The following is a 17,257-nucleotide window of genomic DNA, read 5'->3' as shown; positions in this document are numbered from 1 at the left end:
ATCATGTGTGCCAGACTTGGCCGTGTAGCGCAGTCACAAACCCGTGTTCGGCTCGCGCTTTTATGCGGCGCGCTTCTTTAACAGGTAGATATCCATGATCCAGCCGTGATCGGCGCGGGCTTTGGCTCGGGTGTCCAGAATCCGCTGCGCGACCTGATCCAGCGGACCGCTGATCAGCAGCTCTTCTTTCATACCCACATACGCGCCCCACCAGATGTCGAATTCCGCCATCTCAAGGGATTGGAACGAGCATTCTCCATCTAACATAACCGCTACTTTTGAGCCGGTTGCGGGCCACCCTTCATCCCGAATGCGGCGGCCTGTTGTGACGACATAAGGCGCACCCAGATCATTGATCGGGATCGCGTGGGCCGCAGTCAGCGCTTGCAAGGCAGTAATGCCGGGGATCACTTTCGTGTTGGGTTTGGGGTCCAGCCGCGACGCGATGCGCAGCGAACTGTCATAAAGCGACGGATCTCCCCAAATCAGCAAGGCCACATGTTGTGCCGTTGGGTGGGTATCCATAGCCTCTTGCCAGCGCAGGGCAATGGCATCGTGCCATTCGTCAACTCCGCGCAAATAGCCATCGTCAGCGCGGCGTTTGGGGATATCGAAGTAAGCGATCTGGGGCGCGGTATCGGTTACTTCGGCAATGATTTCCTCGCGCAGCCCGGCCAGATCGGCTTTGTTCTCCCCTTTTCGCGGAATCAGAATCAAGTCCGCCGCCCGGATCGCCTTCGCCCCTTGAAAGGTCACATGATCGGGGTTTCCCGTGCCGATGCCGATCAGGCTTAGGTCAATCATCTACGAACTCCGCCAGTGGGCCATACAGGATCAGCGCCGGAGCTTTGCCAATCTCGGACTTCAACTGATCCGCCAACGCGCCGATGGTAGCGCGCCGGAGCTTTTGATCCGGGGTCGACACGGATTCAGCCATCAACGCCGGAGTGTCCAGTGGCAGGCCATGAGCATTCAACGCTTGAACCAGCAGCGGGAAGGTGCGCTTGCCCATGAACACAACGGTGGTGGCCTGAGGGTCAGCCAAAGCAGTCAGGTTCAGATCGTCCGGCAGTTCGCCGCTGACGTCATGACCGGTGACAAACTGTACCCGCCGTGCGGTCAGACGGCGTGTCAGCGGAATACCGGCTGCAGCCGCCGCCGCAATGGCTGAGGGGATGCCAGGAATGATCTCATAGGCAATACCTGCTTCACGCAGGGCCACAAGCTCTTCTTCCAGACGCCCGAACATCCCGCCATCGCCGGACTTCAGCCGCACAACGTGCTGGCCGGTCTGGGCATAATCCACCAACAACCGGCTGACATGGTCCTGTTTGGGCGAGGGGCGTCCAGCCCGTTTGCCGACCCCCACAAGATCCGCATCCTCGCGCGCGTGGCTCAGAATGGGCCCGCTGCTCAGGTCATCAAACAGCACGGCATCCGCTTTCTGCATCCGGTCCACGGCCTTCAGTGTCAGCAGTTCAGGGTCTCCGGGGCCCGAACCGATGAAAGAGACAAAGCCGCTCATGCCGAGGCCTCTGCGATCAGGTGAAAGAACGTGCCGGTGACATTGCCGCGCACCGAGCCTGTCTGCGGGCCTTCTGCGCCTTCTGCATCAAACACACGCGCAAGCGGGGCATCAGGTTGCTCCACAATCGAAGAATAGTGGAATTCGTGCCCGCGCAGTGCAGCGCCTTCAGCAAAACCGGGCATGGGCGCAAGAAGCTCGGCCTTGCGGTAGCCCAGGTTGAACTTACGCTTTTGATAAGATGTCACCAGTCCCAGCAAACCTGCCATTTCATGCCGCGCTCCATCCTTGTCCATCAGCGCTGTCCCAAGCGCCATATACCCCCCGCATTCCCCATGAACGGGCTTCGACACAGCATGCTTGCGCAGACCCGTCAGAAACGTGTTCGCAGCGGCCAATGTTCCAGCGTGCAGTTCCGGGTATCCACCCGGCAGCCAAACCAGATCGGCATCCGCCGCCGGGGCTTCATCGGCCAGTGGCGAGAAAGGCAGGATTTCGGCCCCGGCCGCGTGCCAACCTTCCAACAGGTGCGGATAGGTGAACGAAAAGGCCGCATCCCGAGCCAGCGCAATCCGCTGAGCAGGAGGGCGCGGCAGCGCGGCTGACGATGGCCCGCCGGGGCCTGAGGAAGCCGCCCGTTTGATCGCCTCAAGATCAACATGTTCGCGCAGAAACGCCGCATAGCCGACGATTGCGCTTTCCAGATCCGGATGCTCAACCGCCTGAATCAGACCCAAATGCCGTTCGGGTAGGGTCAGGTCGCCTCGGCGCGGCAACACGCCCAGCACCGGTAATCCTGCGCGTTCCATGCCCAGTCGTGTCAAACGCTCGTGCCGGGGGCTGGCGCAGCGGTTCAGGATCACTCCGGCAAAGGGCAGATCGGGGTTGTACATCTTGAACCCCAACGCCGTCGCTGCCGCCGATTGCGCCTGACCGCCGACGTCCAGAACCAGCACCACCGGCCATCCCATCCGCGCAGCAGTTTCCGCACTTGACCCGTGGCCCAGCTCTCCGGGTTTGGCGACACCGTCGAACAGCCCCATCGAACCTTCGGCCACAACGATATCCGCGCCCTCGGCCTGCGCCGAAATCGCGCTCAGAAGGGGCTCGCCCATCGCCCAGCTGTCTAGGTTGAACGAGGCTCGTCCCGCTGCCGCCCGATGGAACGCAGGATCAATGTAATCCGGCCCGCTTTTGAACGGTTGAACGGTCAGACCATCCTCGGCCAAAGCCCGCAACAAGCCCAACATCACCGTTGTCTTGCCGGTGCCCGACGACGGGGCCGAGATCAGAACGCCGGGGGGGTTAGTCATCGCCATGGCTCCAGCTGGACCAGGGGCTTTCTGCGCTTTGCGGGCGATAGCGGCGGTCGTAATCTTTTGAATACAGGCAGCTTTCGTCAAAGCCTTCGCCCGCCAGCGCCGGACCGACCATAATCAATGCAGTGCGTGAGATTTTCTCGTCCAGCGAGTCTTTGAGTGTTTCCAACGTGGCTCGAATGATCTGCTCATCCGGCCAGCTGGCGCGGTAAACTACGGCTACCGGGCAATCTGCCCCATAGGCCGGTGTCAGATCGGCGATGACCTTGTCCAGATTGCCGATCGACAGGTGAATAGCCAGCGTCGCCCCTGTGCGCGCGAAGTTTTCCAAGGTTTCGCCTTCGGGCATCGAGGATGCTCGTCCCGGTGTTCGGGTCAGCACCACGGATTGCGCCAGACCCGGCAACGTCAGTTCCGTACCCAGCGCAGCAGCGGCAGCGGCAAACGAAGGCACGCCCGGTGTGACGCTGACCGGGATGCCCATCTCTTTCAAGCGGCGGATTTGCTCACCCATAGCCGACCAGACCGACAGATCACCGGAATGAAGGCGCGCCACATCCTGACCCGCTTTATGGGCCGCGTCGATCTCGGCCATGATCTGATCCAGATCCATCGGCGCTGTGTTGATGATCTTTGCGCCCTCGGGGCAGTGGCTCAGGATCTCTTCCGGCACCAGAGACCCAGCGTAAAGGCACACAGGACAGGATGCGATGATATCGCGCCCGCGCAGTGTCAACAGGTCGGCGGCGCCCGGTCCGGCGCCGATGAAATGAACGGTCATGTTTGTCCTCCGATGGCTATGGCGCAGGTCGCCAGCCGGTCGTCTGAAATCTGTCTGGGTGAGAGCAACCGCGCGCCCGAGCCAACAAGCTTTCCGGCGGCAGCCAATGCGGATGCTTCGGCCACGCTTCCGGTGCCATAGGTGGCCCGGCTACGGGTCGAGCAAGTGAGCGTGCGTTGCCCGGCCAGATCAGCTGCGGCAACGAAATGCACGGGCAGAGACACCTCTTCTGCAAAGGATGTCAGTGCTGAATGGCCTTCCTTGTCGGCGACAGTCGCTAAGGCTGCCACATCATGGTTCGCAGTCGCCGCGTCAAACGCTTCACGCAAGCTGTCGGCTGTCGCAGAAGAGGAGAAACCGAGGCCAGCAACGATCATAGCGTCACGCTCCACTGCACCACCGGATAGGCGGATTTCCAGCCGCGCCTTGGTCCCAGCGGGGCTGATTGTGCAAGTTCTATCCGAAGCAGGTCACCGCCCAAGTCTTCGTGCCAACGTGCCAGCAGGGCCTCGCTTTCCAATGTGACCGCATTGGCGACAAGACGTGTGTCTTTGGGAAGCGCATCGCGCAGCCACGCCAGCAGATTGGCGCTCAACCCTCCGCCGATGAAAACGGCATCCGGCAGGTCGACACCGGACAGCGCTTCTGGTGCGGTTCCGTGTACTACATTCAATCGATCCTGCCCCAACGTATCTGCATTTCGGCGGATACGCTCGGCCCGGTCAGCACGGGGCTCGAAACACGTTGCGGAAAGGGTCGGATCACACATCAGCCATTCGATGCTTATTGAACCCGTGCCGCCGCCGATATCCCACAGATGTTCGCCCCGTTGCGGGGCAAGCGCTGAAAGGGTCAGCGCTCGGATGGGGCGTTTGGTGATTTGACCGTCGGTTTCAAAGATGTCATCGGGTTTGCCAGACGCTTTGGACAGGGCCGGACCTGAGCCAGTGACGTCCAGGCCAACGCAGACGGGATGGTCGAACGTGCCAAGAAGGGCCTCGGTCAGAGTGACGGTTTTGGAGCTTTCGCGCGGACCGCCCAAAGCCTGCATAACGTGCAGAGAAGAATCTGCAAAACCGGTTTCAGTCAAATATGTTGCTAGTTCCGCCACAGCCTTTCCGTCGCGCAGCAACAGAATCGCGCGCAGACCAGGGGCCAGATGGGGCCGCAAACGGGTCAGCGGCGCGGCGTGCAGGCCAAAGGTCAAAGTACTTTCCAAGGGCCAGCCGAGCCGTGCAGCGGCCAGCGAAAAGGTGGATTGGCCGGGCAGGGCGGTCCATTCACCGGCATCGAAATTGCGAGCAATGACCGAGCCCGCGCCAAACCAGAACGGATCGCCCGAAGCCAGAACAACGGTCTGTTTCCCGCGCAAACCTTGCAGGATCGGCAAGCCATCCGAAAACGGCACCGGCCATTCAATGCGTTCCGCCCAGGTTTCGGGCACCAGCGACAGGTGGCGCGGTGGCCCCATGATCACTTCGGCCCGGTCCAGCACTTGACGGCTTGTTGGCGACAGGCCATCAAGCCCATCTTCGCCCAATCCCAGAACGGTCAGCCACGGAGCATCAGACATGACTAATCTCCTGATCCCCAATGTGTTGCTTCTGGGCGGTACGACCGAGGCCAATGCCTTGGCTAAAACCTTTGTGGAACAACGAATTACGGCTGTCTATTCCTACGCAGGACGGGTGGAAACGCCACGCCCGCAGCCTTTGCCAGTCCGTGTTGGCGGTTACGGCGGCTCGGAAGGTTTGGCGGATTTCATCCGCGACAACGCCATCACTCATGTCGTGGACGCAACCCATCCGTTTGCGGCCCAGATGAGCCGGAACGCGATCGAGGCGTGTTGGGCAACGCAGATGCCCCTGGCCGCGCTGACCCGCGCGGCGTGGACGCCGCAGACCGGCGATAACTGGCATCACGTCCCTGATATCGCGGCGGCTGTCGATGCACTGTCCGGGGACGCACAGCGGGTTTTCCTGGCCGTTGGCCGCATGCATCTTGAGGATTTTGCCGCCCAGCCCCAGCACAATTATCTGCTGCGTCTGGTGGATGACCCCGACAGCTTGCCCCTGCCGAATGCCGAAGTTGTCGTTGCCAGAGGGCCCTTTACCGAAGCCGACGATCGCGCGCTGATGCAGCGCCATGGGACGCAGCTTGTCGTCTCCAAGAACGCGGGAGGCACCGGCGCGCGGGCCAAGCTGGATGCGGCGCGCGCGCTGGGCTTGCCCGTGTTGATGATCGACCGCCCGGTTCTGCCGCAACGGACCGAGCTTACGACTGTCGCACAGGTTCTGGACTGGCTGTCTCATCCCTGATCCTTATCAGGGGTAAAACGTGGGGTGTAGACGATTGGTGTGCCTTTGCGCTCGATCACGCGGGTGCGGGACGAACCCACAATGACCACTGTCTGCATATCCGCCATCTCGGGCGTGGCTTCGGCAAGCGTCGAAATTCGGATCGCCTCGTCTGACCGCGAAACCGCGCGAGCGAACATAATCAGGCGCTCGGGCTCGCATTCGTCACGCAGGATTTCCAATGTCTTTACAAAGCCTTCCGGACGAGACTTTGAGCGTGGATTGTAGAAGGCCATCGAGAAATCGGCCTGTGCCGCCAGACGCAGACGCTTTTCGATTAATGACCACGGTTTCAGATTGTCGCTGAGGTTTATGGCACAGAAATCATGTCCCATGGGCGCACCCGCCCGCGCAGATGCGGCCAACATTGCGGTGATGCCCGGCAGTACATCGATCTGAAGTTCGCGCCATTCAGACGGGCCGCTCTCCAGCGCCTCAAAGACGGCTGCGGCCATGGCAAACACACCGGGGTCGCCTGAGGATACGACGACAACTTTTTTGCCCTCGGCAGCCATTTGCAATGCGTGTTGCGAGCGGTCGATTTCGACCCGGTTGTCGCTTGCGTGCAAGGTCAGGCCAGGGCGTTCGGTCACACGCGCGACGTACGGGATGTAACCTACCACATCGGTGGCCTCAGCCAGCGCCGCAGTGACTTCTGGTGTCACCAATGCCTCGTCGCCCGGCCCCAGCCCTGCAATCTTGACCCAACCGCTCATGGCCGCCGTCCCTGACCATGCACCACGATGATCGAGAAATACGGGGTGATCTTTTCGCATGCCTCCGACAGTTTTGTCACCGTTTGGTTCGGCATCTGTGCGTATTCGACGATCCACGCCCGGTCATAGAGGCCTGAGGTTTTCAAAGCCCGCTTCACCTTCTCGATGTTCCGCCCGATCTTCATCACAACGAGCGCATCAGTTTGCGCCATACGCTCGGCCAAAGTGTCTTCCGGCAAGGTGCCAACCAGCACGGTCAACACGTCATCACCCCATGTGATCGGGTCACCTGTCGCGGTCCACGCACCGGACATGCCGGTGATTGCAGGCACAACCTCAACCGGAGCTTCATTGCGCAACCGGTTGTAAAGATGCATGAAAGAGCCATAGAAGAACGGATCGCCCTCGCACAGAACCACAACGTCTTCGCCCTGTTCGGACAGTGTTTTCAGATGGGCAGTGCAATCCTCGTAGAATGCGGCCAGCAACTCATTGTAACGCGGGTCCGTGACGGGGATCTCGGTGGTTACGGGGTATTCCATCGGAAATTCCACCGCACCTTCAGGGATCATGCCGTTGACGATCTTGCGGGCCTGACCGCTGCGGCCCGGCTTGCGGAAAAAGGCCACATGCTTGGCATTGCGCAACAGACGATCTGCCCGGACGCTCATCAGATCCGGGTCGCCGGGGCCAAGACCCACGCCGTATATGGTGCCCATGCTCATTCTGCCCGGCTTGCGATGGCGTTGACGGCGGCCACGGTGATGGCACTGCCGCCCAGACGACCTTTGACAATGCAGGACGGCACCGGTTGTGCCTCCCACAGCGCATCCTTGGATTCCATTGCGCCGACAAAGCCCACGGGGCAGCCAATGATCGCGGCAGGGCGCGGGCAGTCGGGGTCTTCCAACATGTTCAGAAGGTGGAACAGGGCCGTCGGCGCGTTGCCGATGGCGACCAATGCACCGTCCAGATGCGGACGCCACAGTTCCAGCGCGGCAGCAGAGCGGGTGTTGCTCATCTCGGCGGCCAAAGGGCGCACGCGTTCGTCATGCAGGGTGCAAATCACTTCGTTATCGGCGGGCAGGCGGAAACGGGTCACACCTTCGCTGACCATACGCGCATCACACAGGATCGGTGCGCCATTTTCCAACGCCGTGCGGGCATCCGTCACAAAACCAGGCGAGAAATGAATGAACTCTTCCAGCCCGACCATACCCGCAGCGTGGATCATCCGGACGGCGACTTGCTCTTCATCGGCATCAAAACGGGCCAGATCAGCCTCGGACCGGATGGTGGCAAAGCTTTCCTTGTAGATCGCCGCGCCATCGGTTTCGTATGTGTAGGGCATCAGGTGAAGTCCATAGTCATGAGTGTTTCGGGGTCGAGCCCGCGCTGGCAGGGCTCATCCCCTGCGCGGCCTTGTTTTACAAGATCAAATCGTCCGTTTGCGCCCACCAATGTGATGTCGGCAGGTCCCATCCGGGCACAACCCTTGGCGCAGCCTGAGACATGCAGGCGCCCGGGTACGCGCGCAGCCAGGGCGCGGGCGATGTCGCGGGTTTCCACCTGCGCCTGTGGGCAGAACGGTGCGCCGGGGCAGGCGTCGGTGGTCATCAGCGGGTCAGAGGCATCCGTGACAAACTTTGTTGCGGGTATCGCCGCCCCGCCTTCCAGAAGGATCAGCCGCCACGGCGTGACGCGCAGGGCAGATGCGCCGCTGTCGTCAATCAGATCATAAAGCTTGCGCGCGGGCAGCGATCCAAAAGCCGCGCCATACAGCGCGCCCAGATCACACGGGCCAGGTTGCAGTTTTGAGCCAACGGGACCAGGCGCATGTCCTTGCCATTCCCGCGGCAACGCGTCGACGACCCGCGCCATGCGGCGAGTTTCGGACGTGTATGTCTTTGAAAACCAACTGGCCAACGCGATGACATGATCGATGGCATCGACCTCGGTCACAGGTCGCCCCGTTTCGCAGCCATCGGCGCGCAGGATCAGGCCGTCAACGCTTGTTTCCAGACGAATATCTGCTGAATCCGCGTTCAAAAGCCGCGCGGGTCCGGTGTCGATGGCAAAGCCGAACTTGGCGGGAAGGGCAGGCAGCTCCGCCAACCGGTCGATCAATTCCTGCGTTAGGCGCGCAGTCAAATCATCGGCCTGATACAGCGGAGTGACCAGAATATTGCGTCGCACCTCGATGCCGGGTTCTGCATCTAGAAGGTTCAGCGCTGCAAGCTCCTTGAGCAGCGGCTGATGGTCATAGTCCTCCACGCCGCGCAGTTGCAGATTGGCGCGGTTGGTCAAATCGATCGACCCGTTGCCAAACCGATCTGCAAGGTCGCACAGACCCAGCGCCTGATCAGCCGTCAGGCGTGCCAGCCGGGGCCGGACCCGCACGACCAATCCGTCGCCGGACATCATCGGGCGGTGGGCGCCGGGGCACCAACCCTGAACGATAGGAGCGCTCATGTCAGGCCCTCCAGATCCGCCCGGATCGAGTTTCGGCGAGTGTTCCAAAGCCCGGCCTCCAGCAAAGCGCGGAACCGGTCCTGCATCGCTTGATGGGCCAGGGGATTGGCCTCTTGCAGGAAAGTGTCCACCTCTTCGTTGCCCAATGTGGCATCGTGGTAAAGGTCGAACAGGTGCGGCGCGACTGTCCCGGACAGATGCGCGAAGGACGCCATGTGATCCAGCGTCGCCGCGATTTCAGCCGCGCCCCGGAACCCATGCCGCTGCATCCCTGCGATCCAGCCGGGATTTGCGGCGCGAGCGTGAACGACGCGGCTGATCTCTTCCGGCAGGGTTCGGGCGCGCGGGTTTTCGGGGTTGGTGTTGTCCAGATGGTAAAGCTGCGCGCTGCCGCCGGTGACCTTCTTGGCTGCCGCAAATCCGGCCTCATGCGTAGCGTAGTCGTTGGCCAGCAGCAGATCGGTCTCGGTCAGATCCTGCAGGTGAACAAAGCTGTCAGCATTGGCCACGCGCTGGGTGATACCGTCTTTGTCCTGTGCGATGTGTTCGCCTTCCAGCGCGAAAGAACTGGCTTCCAGCCAAGCCTCGCCCGCCTGGACGCGCGCTTCGTCGGTGTAGACTTCGGACAATTGGGTCATGTTGACGCCATAACTGCCGGGCGCCGGGCCGTAGACGCGGGCCGTAGGGGCCAGGCCTGCATAGGGGTTCCAGTCCGGCGCTTCGTCGCGCGCAGACAGCGCACGAACGGCCTGACCGTACAGCGCCGAAAGGGTCGGGAACACATCACGGAACAGGCCCGACACGCGCAACGTCACGTCCAGTCGCGGGCGACTGAGATCCGTGATCGGAAGCACCTCGATGCCAGATACACGCTCTGAACCTTTGTCCCAAACAGGCTTTACACCCAGAAGATGCAGCGCCATGGCGAATTCTTCGCCCGCAGTACGCATGGTGGCTGAGCCCCACAGGTCAACAATCAGCCCTTTGGGGTAATCGCCTTCTTCTTGCAGATGACGGCGCACAAGCTCTTCAGCCAGTTTGACGCCCTGCGCATATGCTGCGCGGGTTGGGACCGAGCGTGGGTCGGTTGTATAAAGGTTCCGCCCTGTCGGCAGCACGTCCGACCGCCCACGATACGGAGAGCCGGATGGGCCAGCCTCGATCCGTTTGCCCGCGAGCGCGTCGATCAGAGCACTTCGTTCGGCATGGGCCGAAGCCGTTGGGTCGAAATTGCCTGTCACTTCGGGCACGCGACCAAAGATATGTAGCCCGTCGCCGAATTGGCTTTCCTTGATGTCACAGACAAAGCGGTCGATCCGGGTGATCGCCTCGGATGTGCAGGTGGCTTGATCGAGGCCAAGATCGTTTTCCAGCCCGATGGCCTGCGCTTCGTCACGGATATCTTCTTGCAAACGGTCGCGGCGCTTGGGGTCTAACCCGTCTGCGTTAGAGAACTCATCCAGCAGCGACTCCAACCGCACCATCCGGTCCGGCGTCCCGCTTTCCTTCATTGGTGGTGGGATATGGCCCAGCGTGACGGCTCCGATCCGACGCTTGGCCTGCGCGGCTTCGCCGGGGTCGTTGACGATAAAGGGGTAGATCACTGGCAGGTCGCGGATCAGCGCTTCGGGCCAGCAATCGGCAGACAGGGCCACAGACTTACCCGGCAACCACTCCAGAGTGCCATGCGCACCGATATGGATCAGCGCGTCAGCACCAAGACCTTTGCGCAACCACAGATAAAAGGCGACATAGCTGTGACGTGGCGTGCGCGACAGGTCGTGATAATCGTCATCGCGCAGTTCCGGTGTACCGCGTTCGGGTTGCAACGCGACCAGAGCTTGACCACGGCGCAGTGCTGTGAAGTGTAACGCGCTATCTGCAAAGGCCGGATCGTCTTCGCATTTGCCCCAAACCGTTTGAAGGTCGGCTTGCAATTGCTCGGGCAGATCGGTCAGCGCGTGCAAATATTCTTCCAGCGGCCAAGAAATGCGGGCGTCCAACAGTGTTTCAGCAATCGGCTCTTCTGGCGTGGTGTCATAGCCTTCGTTGTGGAGATCGGACAGCATCGCCTCGGCAGATGCCAGCGCGTCCAAGCCCACCGCATGGGCCATCTGCCAGTCTTTGCCGGGATAGGTCGACAGCACCAACGCTGGGATCTGATCCGCCTTCGGTTTGTCGTTCAGGCGCAGCCAGCCTGATACCCGGTCGATAATGGCTTCGATCCGTTCGGCCTCGGCCCGGTGGGCAAAGCGGGAGTATTCCAGATGAGGATCGCGTTTGCCCGGTTCCTTGAATGAAGCGATGCCCGCCGAAATCCGCCCGTCTACCTCGGGCAAGACAACATGCATGGCAAGGTCGGCAGGGGAGAGCCCGCGTTCCGCCTCAGCCCAGGCTTTGCGGCGCGAGGTGGCCAGAGCGACCTGAAACACCGGCACATTGGCGGCATCCAGCGGAGACGTGCCCGACGCGCCTTTGCCCGAAAAGGACGTTGCGTTGATGATGGCAGCGGGGGTCAACGCCCCAAGCGTCTCGCGCAACCAATCGGCAGCAGTTGGCGCTTTGAGCGAAGGTGCGAACAGGCCCACTGCCGCAAATCCGCGCGCACGCAAACTGCGGATCAGAGCTGCGACTGGGGCAGTGTCGGCCGACGTCAGATATGCGCGGTAAAACGTGACGACGATACGTTTTGCGTCGCCTTCGAACGCGGTATCCGTTGGGATTACACCACGATCCGGGCACCATGCGCCGCATTCAGGCAGGGTCTTTGCGCCCATCACCGGCCCGGCATAAAGCCCTGCTGCCAAGGCCATCTGGGCCAATGCGGCTTGCGCTGCGACCTCACCACCGGTGTCACACAGATGGGCCAAACGGCGCAGCGTTGAAACGGGCAGAGTGGAATAGTCATCCAGCCGCGTATCCTCTCGCCCGTCCGCGGGCAGAACGGCAAGCGCGATGCCCTTAGCATGCGCCAGCGCCAGAACCTGTTGCAAGCCGTAGGACCAGTAAGGCACGCCGCCAATCAGGCGGATCAGAATGCCCTTGGCGCCGTCCAACGTTTGTTCGACATAGGTGTCGACGGACAGAGGGTGTTTGAGGGCGGTCAAATTGGCCAATCGAAGTGTTGGCATTCGTCCCTCGGCCCCGCCGCCACGATGCCAACCCGCCGCGAAAGCGCCTAGGTCGCTGTCCGAGAAGGACAAGACAACCAAATCCGCCGGGCTTTGGCCCAGATCGGTTGGGGTCTCGGTTTCCTCGAGCCCGTTGCTTTCGCGGAAGACGACGTGCATGGTTTACTCGGCAGCCTCGGTGACGCCTGCAAGGATTCCGCGGATTTCGGCCTCTTTGATGTCGTCATGCTCGGCGATAACGACCAGACGCGAACGGCGCTCTTCCTCCGGTCCCCATGGGCGGTCATATTGGTGACGGACACGTGCGCCCACAGCCTGAACCAGCAGGCGCATGGGTTTGCCCTGAACGGCGGCATAACCTTTGACACGCAGGATGTTCAGCTCTGACGCCAGACGTTCGATCTTGGCGACCAGATCGGCTGGGTCGGTTTGTTCCGGCAACTCGACGATGATGCTTTCGAAATCGTCATGTTCATGATCGTGGTGACCGTCGTGGTGCGACGGGCGCGCATCCATGTCGTCCTCGGCTGCGGCTTCCAGACCCAGTACAACGCGGACATCCACGACGCCCTCGGCGACTTCGACAACAGGCAGGGGGCGTGGGGCTTCGGCGGCGATCACCTCTTTGGCCTTGGCCACACCTTCGGGTCCTGCAAGATCAGGCTTGGTCAACAGGATGATGTCGGCGCACGAGATCTGATCCTCGAACACTTCGGACAGGGGCGTTTCGTGATCGATCGAGTCATCAGCGAGGCGCTGGGCATCCACAGCTTCGACATTCGGGGCAAAGCGACCGGCGGCGACGGCCTCGGCATCGGCCAGAGCGATCACGCCATCGACAGTGATCTTTGAGCGGATATCCGGCCAGTCGAACGCCTTCAACAACGGTTTTGGCAGGGCGAGGCCAGAGGTTTCGATCAGGATATGCTCGGGGCGCGGTTCCAGCGCCATCAGCGCCTCGATGGTCGGGATGAAGTCATCCGCGACGGTGCAGCAGATGCAACCGTTTGCCAACTCCATGATGTTTTCCGCAGGGCAATCCGGGATGGCGCAGGATTTCAGGATATCGCCATCCACGCCCACATCGCCAAACTCGTTGACGACGACGGCCAGACGTTTGCCCTGAGGGTTCTGCATCAGGTGTTTGACCAGCGTTGTTTTTCCCGAGCCCAGAAAGCCGGTGATCACGGTGACGGGAAGTTTTTCGAGATTCGACATGTCAGGCTCCAATCGGGGGAATGCGCGAGGCGCAGTTTTTGCGGAAATGTTCAGGGCGTTCGCGCCATTTCACCAGGCCATCTTCGGTAGCCAGATACTTGGTCGCGCCGTCGATGATCACATCGACATGGTCCACTTCGTTCAGGTTCTCGTAAACGAAGGTCCAGCGATCGGGACCGCCGCGCAGCACGATAGAACAGCCCTGATCGCAGTTCGAAAGGCATTCAACAGGTTTCAGGGTGATGCCGTCGGGCAATTCGGCTTGTTCCAAGGCCTGGTGCAGCAATGTGCCGGGGCGTTGCGCATCGTTTTCGACGGGCAGCCCGCGGCGGCAGGTCGTGCAGACCAGAAGCTCGACCGGTGTGGTCTCAGTCGTGTCTCTCATCCCCCCAAATCCTCTTCGCGGGGGACGGGGTTTCAAGCGGGCCACGTGTCGCAACATGGACCCGACACCGGAACACCCCGCCCGGTTTCAACTTCGGGTGCTGGCAGGTCTCCCGGCTTGCGGATGTCAGAGACCTGGTACGTCAGGGTCCTCTGTCGGATGTCCCGCCTTCCCGGCCTTGGCCAGTGGCATTGGGCACCCTCTCCGGTCACGGTCGCGGGGGCGGCTGCGTTTGGCGGAAGATCCGTTGACGCATTCCCTTTTCATCGGCTCTTGCCGACACCAACGAATGGGTCATGCGGCACCGCTGGCCCGCTTGTCAAGCGCGTTGCGCGTAACATCAGGGTGTGGGTGTGAAAAGCGACCTGTGGTTGTCGTTGGGCGGCATGAATGGTCAGATAAATCCGTGATCGCATGACGGGTACAAGCCAGCAGGGAGAGGCGACATATGAAAGTAGGATTCATCGGGTTGGGAAACGTTGGCGGCAAGCTTTCGGGTTCCTTGCTGCGAAACGGGATTGATCTAATAGTGCATGATCTGAACGCGGATCTGGTGGGCGAGTTCGTCGCCCTTGGCGCAAAGGCAGCCGAAGGTCCGGCACAGTTGATGCGCGATTGCGATGCCGTCATCACCTGCTTGCCATCGCCTGCGGCATCAGATGCGGTCATGCAAGAGATGCTGCCCGAAGTGGGCCCCGGCAAAATCTGGATGGAGATGTCGACAACCGATGAGGCCGAGGTCAAGCGTTTGGGGGCCGAGGTGATCGAACGCGGAGGCGCGGCAGTGGACTGCCCGGTTTCGGGCGGGTGCCACCGGGCGGCCACCGGCAATATCTCGATCTTCGCGGGATGTGATCGTGCGACTTTTGAGCGAATTCTGCCGTTTCTGACCACCATGGGGCGGCGTGTTTTGCACACTGGTGAATTGGGCTCTGCCTCGGTTCTGAAGGTGATGACCAACTATCTGGCCACGGCCAACCTGATCACCTGCGCCGAAGCGCTGGTCACGGCAAAGGCTGCCGGGATGGATCTGAACACAACATACGAGGCGATAAAAATCTCGTCCGGTACGTCCTTTGTGCATGAAACGGAAAGTCAGGTCATCCTGAACGGATCGCGCGATATTTCTTTCACTATGGACTTGGTGAAAAAGGACATTGGTCTGTTTCAAGAGGTCGCTGACCGCGCCGGGGTGCCTCTGGAAATGAACCCGGTCATGATCAAGATTTTTGAAGATGGCATTGCCCGGTATGGGGATCGCGAGCTGTCGCCGAATATCATCAAACGACTGGAAGAGGCGACAGGCCTGGACATCACAGCCCCCGGTTTCCCGCCGGAGATGGAAGATGATGAACCGGAAGAGCCAGGGTACGAGGTTGTTCCGCAAGGGCGAGGTCCGGCGTAAAGGTCCAGCCTGGGCTTTCCAGTGAGGTGTCATTGGCAGTCGGGGTTGGTCAGCCCATAAATCCGGCCCCGATTGCTACGCTAGTACAGGACGTTGATCATCACCAACGAAACGATCAGGAACAAAGCAGTCATAATGCCGCCCGAGCGTACGAAATCCATGACCTTGTACCCGGCCGGACCCATGATCAGTGCGTTGACCTGATGGGTCGGGATGATGAAGCTGTTCGAGGTTGATATGGCGACTGTGAGTGCAAAGACTGCTGGGTTGCCTCCTGCAGCCACGGCAATTGATACGGCCAGTGGTACGAGCAGAACGGTGGCGCCAACGTTCGACATGACCAATGAAAACGCTGTTGCCAGAACGGCAATGCCTGCTTGAAGCGACCAAAGTGGCCAGCCGTCAAGAATGACCATGATTTGCTGTGCGATCCATGCGGCTGTGCCGGTGTTCTGCACGGCCTGTCCCAAAGGTATGAGGCAGGCGAGCAGGAAGACGGTGTTCCATCCAACGGCACGATAGGCCTCATCCACGCTAAGCACGCGGGTCAACATCATTCCGGCTGCCCCGGTCAGAAGACACAGCGAAAGGCGCACGTCCGTGAACAGGATTAGGGACAATGAAATGGCAAAAAAGGCAAGGGCCCACCCGACCTTCTGCGGCCTCAGTTCATCCTGTGGAAAATCGGTTGTCACCACAACGAAATCGGGATCGCGCGTGATCCGCATAAGGTTGTCCCAACGGGTATGCGCAACAAGCATGTCCCCGGCATGGAACTTTTCAAGCCCTATCTGAGTGGATTCGTGATCTTCAGTCTCAACGTGGCTGAGCGTTTCTTCCCCTCGGTGAATGGCAAGCAGCGACATGCCATAAGTCTTGCGGAACAAAAGCTCACGCGGGCATTTCCCGATCAGTTTGCTGTCCGGGGTGATAACCACTTCGGCCACGCCGGCATTGGTGGGGGCGAACTCTTCAACAAAAATGTCCAGATCAGGAAGAACGGTCAAACCGTATTTCGTGGCAAATTCCTGAACCTCAGAACGTCGTCCGACAATAGCCAGCCGACAAGGGGCCGCGATTTCTGCGGTCAGAACCTGAACCATCGAGGTTTTACCGCGATAGAAAGTTGAAATGATGTACAGGTGGCTCTCGTGGTTGATATCGGCAAGAATTTTTCCCACCAGCGGGCTTTCCGCGGGCACAACAACTTCGAATACATCTGCCTTTAGCCCGTAGACCCTCTGCAAATACTCCTGTGTGCCCTGACCGGTGCCAGTGTTGTCTTCCCCTTCCGCTTCGGGAAGAACCCAGCGCCCCAGCAACAGAAAATACCCGATGCCGGTCAGGATCAATACCGCACCGATCGGCGTTACCGAGAACAATCCGAACGGTTGCATTTTCTGAGAGTCCGGCAATCCGTCATTTGCTGTCTGGATCAGATCATTAAGCAAGATCAGCGGTGAAGACCCCACCATCGTCATCGTGCCGCCCAGAATCGCACAGAACCCCATCGGCATAAGCAGGCGCGACAGAGGTATTCCAGATCGCGAGGATATCCGGCTGACAACCGGCAGAAACAATGCGGCCGCGCCCACGTTCTGCATGAAAGACGAAATGACGCCAACGGTTCCGGATATGATCGGCAGAACCCGGTTTTCCGACTTGCCGCCATATTTCAAAATAGCAGCCGCAACCTTGTTCATGATGCCAGTTTTGTCCAGTCCAGCGCCAACAATCATGACCGCAATGATCGAGATAACTGCGTTTGACGCGAATCCATCAAACAGACGCGGCACATCCGCCAGATTCTCAAGGCCGGGCGCGTAGCTTAGCAAGCCGACAAGAACCAAAACCAATATTGCGGAAAGATCAATTCTGACGATCTCGGACACAAACAGGAAAACAGTGAAAGCGAGAAGGGCGCAAACGACCCCCATCTCGAAGGTAA

The 17,257-nt window shown here is 60.3% G+C and carries 15 protein-coding genes, 1 pseudogene and 1 riboswitch; of the genes and pseudogenes, 2 read left to right on the top strand and 14 right to left on the bottom strand.

The features are described from left to right. Positions 1-60: 60 nt before the first annotated feature. From cobF to cbiE, 6 genes are read right to left on the bottom strand one after another with little or no spacing between them, the layout of a single operon-like run. Complete coding sequence (cobF, locus tag GS632_RS15715; protein ID WP_171238254.1) at positions 61-804, bottom strand: precorrin-6A synthase (deacetylating); 744 nt, start codon at positions 802-804, stop codon at positions 61-63. Next, entirely contained in the window at positions 797-1,525 is a 729-nt protein-coding gene (gene cobA, locus GS632_RS15710) for a uroporphyrinogen-III C-methyltransferase (RefSeq protein WP_171177503.1), read from the bottom strand. Before cobA ends, cobF begins: the two co-directional genes overlap by 8 nt. Next, positions 1,522-2,844, bottom strand: a complete 1,323-nt coding sequence (locus GS632_RS15705) for a cobyrinate a,c-diamide synthase (RefSeq protein ID WP_371810088.1) — start codon at positions 2,842-2,844, stop codon at positions 1,522-1,524. The genes cobA and GS632_RS15705 overlap by 4 nt, the downstream gene beginning before the upstream one ends. Continuing rightward, a complete protein-coding gene (gene cobM, locus GS632_RS15700; protein ID WP_171238256.1) occupies positions 2,831-3,625 on the bottom strand; it encodes a precorrin-4 C(11)-methyltransferase in 795 nt (264 codons plus the stop codon). Before cobM ends, GS632_RS15705 begins: the two co-directional genes overlap by 14 nt. Beyond that, positions 3,622-4,002, bottom strand: coding sequence for a cobalamin biosynthesis protein (locus tag GS632_RS15695; RefSeq protein ID WP_171177497.1), 381 nt, complete (start codon positions 4,000-4,002; stop codon positions 3,622-3,624). The genes cobM and GS632_RS15695 overlap by 4 nt, the downstream gene beginning before the upstream one ends. Beyond that, entirely contained in the window at positions 3,999-5,198 is a 1,200-nt protein-coding gene (gene cbiE, locus GS632_RS15690) for a precorrin-6y C5,15-methyltransferase (decarboxylating) subunit CbiE (RefSeq protein WP_171177495.1), read from the bottom strand. The genes GS632_RS15695 and cbiE overlap by 4 nt, the downstream gene beginning before the upstream one ends. On the opposite strand from cbiE, the gene GS632_RS15685 reads away from it, so the two are divergent. Further along, positions 5,197-5,943, top strand: coding sequence for a cobalt-precorrin-6A reductase (locus GS632_RS15685; RefSeq protein ID WP_171177492.1), 747 nt, complete (start codon positions 5,197-5,199; stop codon positions 5,941-5,943). The genes cbiE and GS632_RS15685 overlap by 2 nt on opposite strands. Here GS632_RS15685 and cobJ read toward each other — a convergent pair. Genes cobJ through GS632_RS15650 form a run of 7 tightly spaced genes read right to left on the bottom strand, consistent with a single transcriptional unit; the run spans position 5,934 to position 13,904 of the window. Next, positions 5,934-6,698: a precorrin-3B C(17)-methyltransferase gene (gene cobJ / locus GS632_RS15680; RefSeq protein ID WP_171177490.1), complete on the bottom strand. Its 765-nt coding sequence runs from the start codon at positions 6,696-6,698 to the stop codon at positions 5,934-5,936. The genes GS632_RS15685 and cobJ overlap by 10 nt on opposite strands. Further along, a complete protein-coding gene (locus GS632_RS15675) occupies positions 6,695-7,423 on the bottom strand; it encodes a precorrin-2 C(20)-methyltransferase (RefSeq protein ID WP_171238258.1) in 729 nt (242 codons plus the stop codon). Before GS632_RS15675 ends, cobJ begins: the two co-directional genes overlap by 4 nt. Further along, positions 7,420-8,049, bottom strand: a complete 630-nt coding sequence (locus GS632_RS15670; RefSeq protein WP_171177486.1) for a precorrin-8X methylmutase — start codon at positions 8,047-8,049, stop codon at positions 7,420-7,422. Before GS632_RS15670 ends, GS632_RS15675 begins: the two co-directional genes overlap by 4 nt. After that, complete coding sequence (locus GS632_RS15665; RefSeq protein WP_171238259.1) at positions 8,049-9,170, bottom strand: cobalamin biosynthesis protein CobG; 1,122 nt, start codon at positions 9,168-9,170, stop codon at positions 8,049-8,051. The genes GS632_RS15670 and GS632_RS15665 overlap by 1 nt, the downstream gene beginning before the upstream one ends. Beyond that, complete coding sequence (gene cobN / locus GS632_RS15660) at positions 9,167-12,460, bottom strand: cobaltochelatase subunit CobN (RefSeq protein WP_171722174.1); 3,294 nt, start codon at positions 12,458-12,460, stop codon at positions 9,167-9,169. The genes GS632_RS15665 and cobN overlap by 4 nt, the downstream gene beginning before the upstream one ends. Before the next feature lie 3 nt (positions 12,461-12,463). Then, entirely contained in the window at positions 12,464-13,519 is a 1,056-nt protein-coding gene (gene cobW / locus GS632_RS15655) for a cobalamin biosynthesis protein CobW (protein WP_171238261.1), read from the bottom strand. A 1-nt stretch (position 13,520) separates the two neighbouring features. After that, on the bottom strand, positions 13,521-13,904 hold the full coding sequence (locus tag GS632_RS15650) for a DUF1636 domain-containing protein (RefSeq protein ID WP_171238262.1): 384 nt from the start codon (positions 13,902-13,904) through the stop codon (positions 13,521-13,523). A gap of 84 nt (positions 13,905-13,988) precedes the next feature. Further along, positions 13,989-14,206, bottom strand: a riboswitch (cobalamin riboswitch). 125 nt (positions 14,207-14,331) lie between these two features. On the opposite strand from GS632_RS15650, the pseudogene GS632_RS15645 reads away from it, so the two are divergent. Continuing rightward, a pseudogene (locus tag GS632_RS15645) lies at positions 14,332-15,309 on the top strand (NAD(P)-dependent oxidoreductase); the annotation flags it as partial. A gap of 80 nt (positions 15,310-15,389) precedes the next feature. On the opposite strand, the gene GS632_RS15640 reads toward GS632_RS15645, so the two are convergent. Continuing rightward, positions 15,390-17,246 (bottom strand): SLC13 family permease, encoded by a 1,857-nt coding sequence (locus GS632_RS15640; protein WP_171178075.1) that lies wholly within the window; start codon positions 17,244-17,246, stop codon positions 15,390-15,392. Positions 17,247-17,257: the final 11 nt, after the last annotated feature.

Source organism: Ruegeria sp. HKCCD7296, from assembly GCF_013110775.1.
Taxonomy (GTDB): domain Bacteria; phylum Pseudomonadota; class Alphaproteobacteria; order Rhodobacterales; family Rhodobacteraceae; genus Ruegeria.
Note: the sequence above shows the minus strand (reverse complement) of the source record. Positions and strands in the feature narration are given on the sequence as shown.

Bases quoted from the DNA above. Each gene is read 5' to 3' on its own strand.
- cobF (WP_171238254.1), bottom strand. From the start codon at position 804: ATGATTGACCTAAGCCTGATCGGCATCGGCACGGGAAACCCCGATCAT.
- cobA (WP_171177503.1), bottom strand. From the start codon at position 1,525: ATGAGCGGCTTTGTCTCTTTCATCGGTTCGGGCCCCGGAGACCCTGAA.
- GS632_RS15705 (WP_371810088.1), bottom strand. From the start codon at position 2,844: ATGGCGATGACTAACCCCCCCGGCGTTCTGATCTCGGCCCCGTCGTCG.
- cobM (WP_171238256.1), bottom strand. From the start codon at position 3,625: ATGACCGTTCATTTCATCGGCGCCGGACCGGGCGCCGCCGACCTGTTG.
- GS632_RS15695 (WP_171177497.1), bottom strand. From the start codon at position 4,002: ATGATCGTTGCTGGCCTCGGTTTCTCCTCTTCTGCGACAGCCGACAGC.
- GS632_RS15685 (WP_171177492.1), top strand. From the start codon at position 5,197: ATGACTAATCTCCTGATCCCCAATGTGTTGCTTCTGGGCGGTACGACC.
- cbiE (WP_171177495.1), bottom strand. From the start codon at position 5,198: ATGTCTGATGCTCCGTGGCTGACCGTTCTGGGATTGGGCGAAGATGGG.
- cobJ (WP_171177490.1), bottom strand. From the start codon at position 6,698: ATGAGCGGTTGGGTCAAGATTGCAGGGCTGGGGCCGGGCGACGAGGCA.
- GS632_RS15675 (WP_171238258.1), bottom strand. From the start codon at position 7,423: ATGAGCATGGGCACCATATACGGCGTGGGTCTTGGCCCCGGCGACCCG.
- GS632_RS15670 (WP_171177486.1), bottom strand. From the start codon at position 8,049: ATGCCCTACACATACGAAACCGATGGCGCGGCGATCTACAAGGAAAGC.
- GS632_RS15665 (WP_171238259.1), bottom strand. From the start codon at position 9,170: ATGAGCGCTCCTATCGTTCAGGGTTGGTGCCCCGGCGCCCACCGCCCG.
- cobN (WP_171722174.1), bottom strand. From the start codon at position 12,460: ATGCACGTCGTCTTCCGCGAAAGCAACGGGCTCGAGGAAACCGAGACC.
- cobW (WP_171238261.1), bottom strand. From the start codon at position 13,519: ATGTCGAATCTCGAAAAACTTCCCGTCACCGTGATCACCGGCTTTCTG.
- GS632_RS15650 (WP_171238262.1), bottom strand. From the start codon at position 13,904: ATGAGAGACACGACTGAGACCACACCGGTCGAGCTTCTGGTCTGCACG.
- GS632_RS15640 (WP_171178075.1), bottom strand. From the start codon at position 17,246: ATGGGGGTCGTTTGCGCCCTTCTCGCTTTCACTGTTTTCCTGTTTGTG.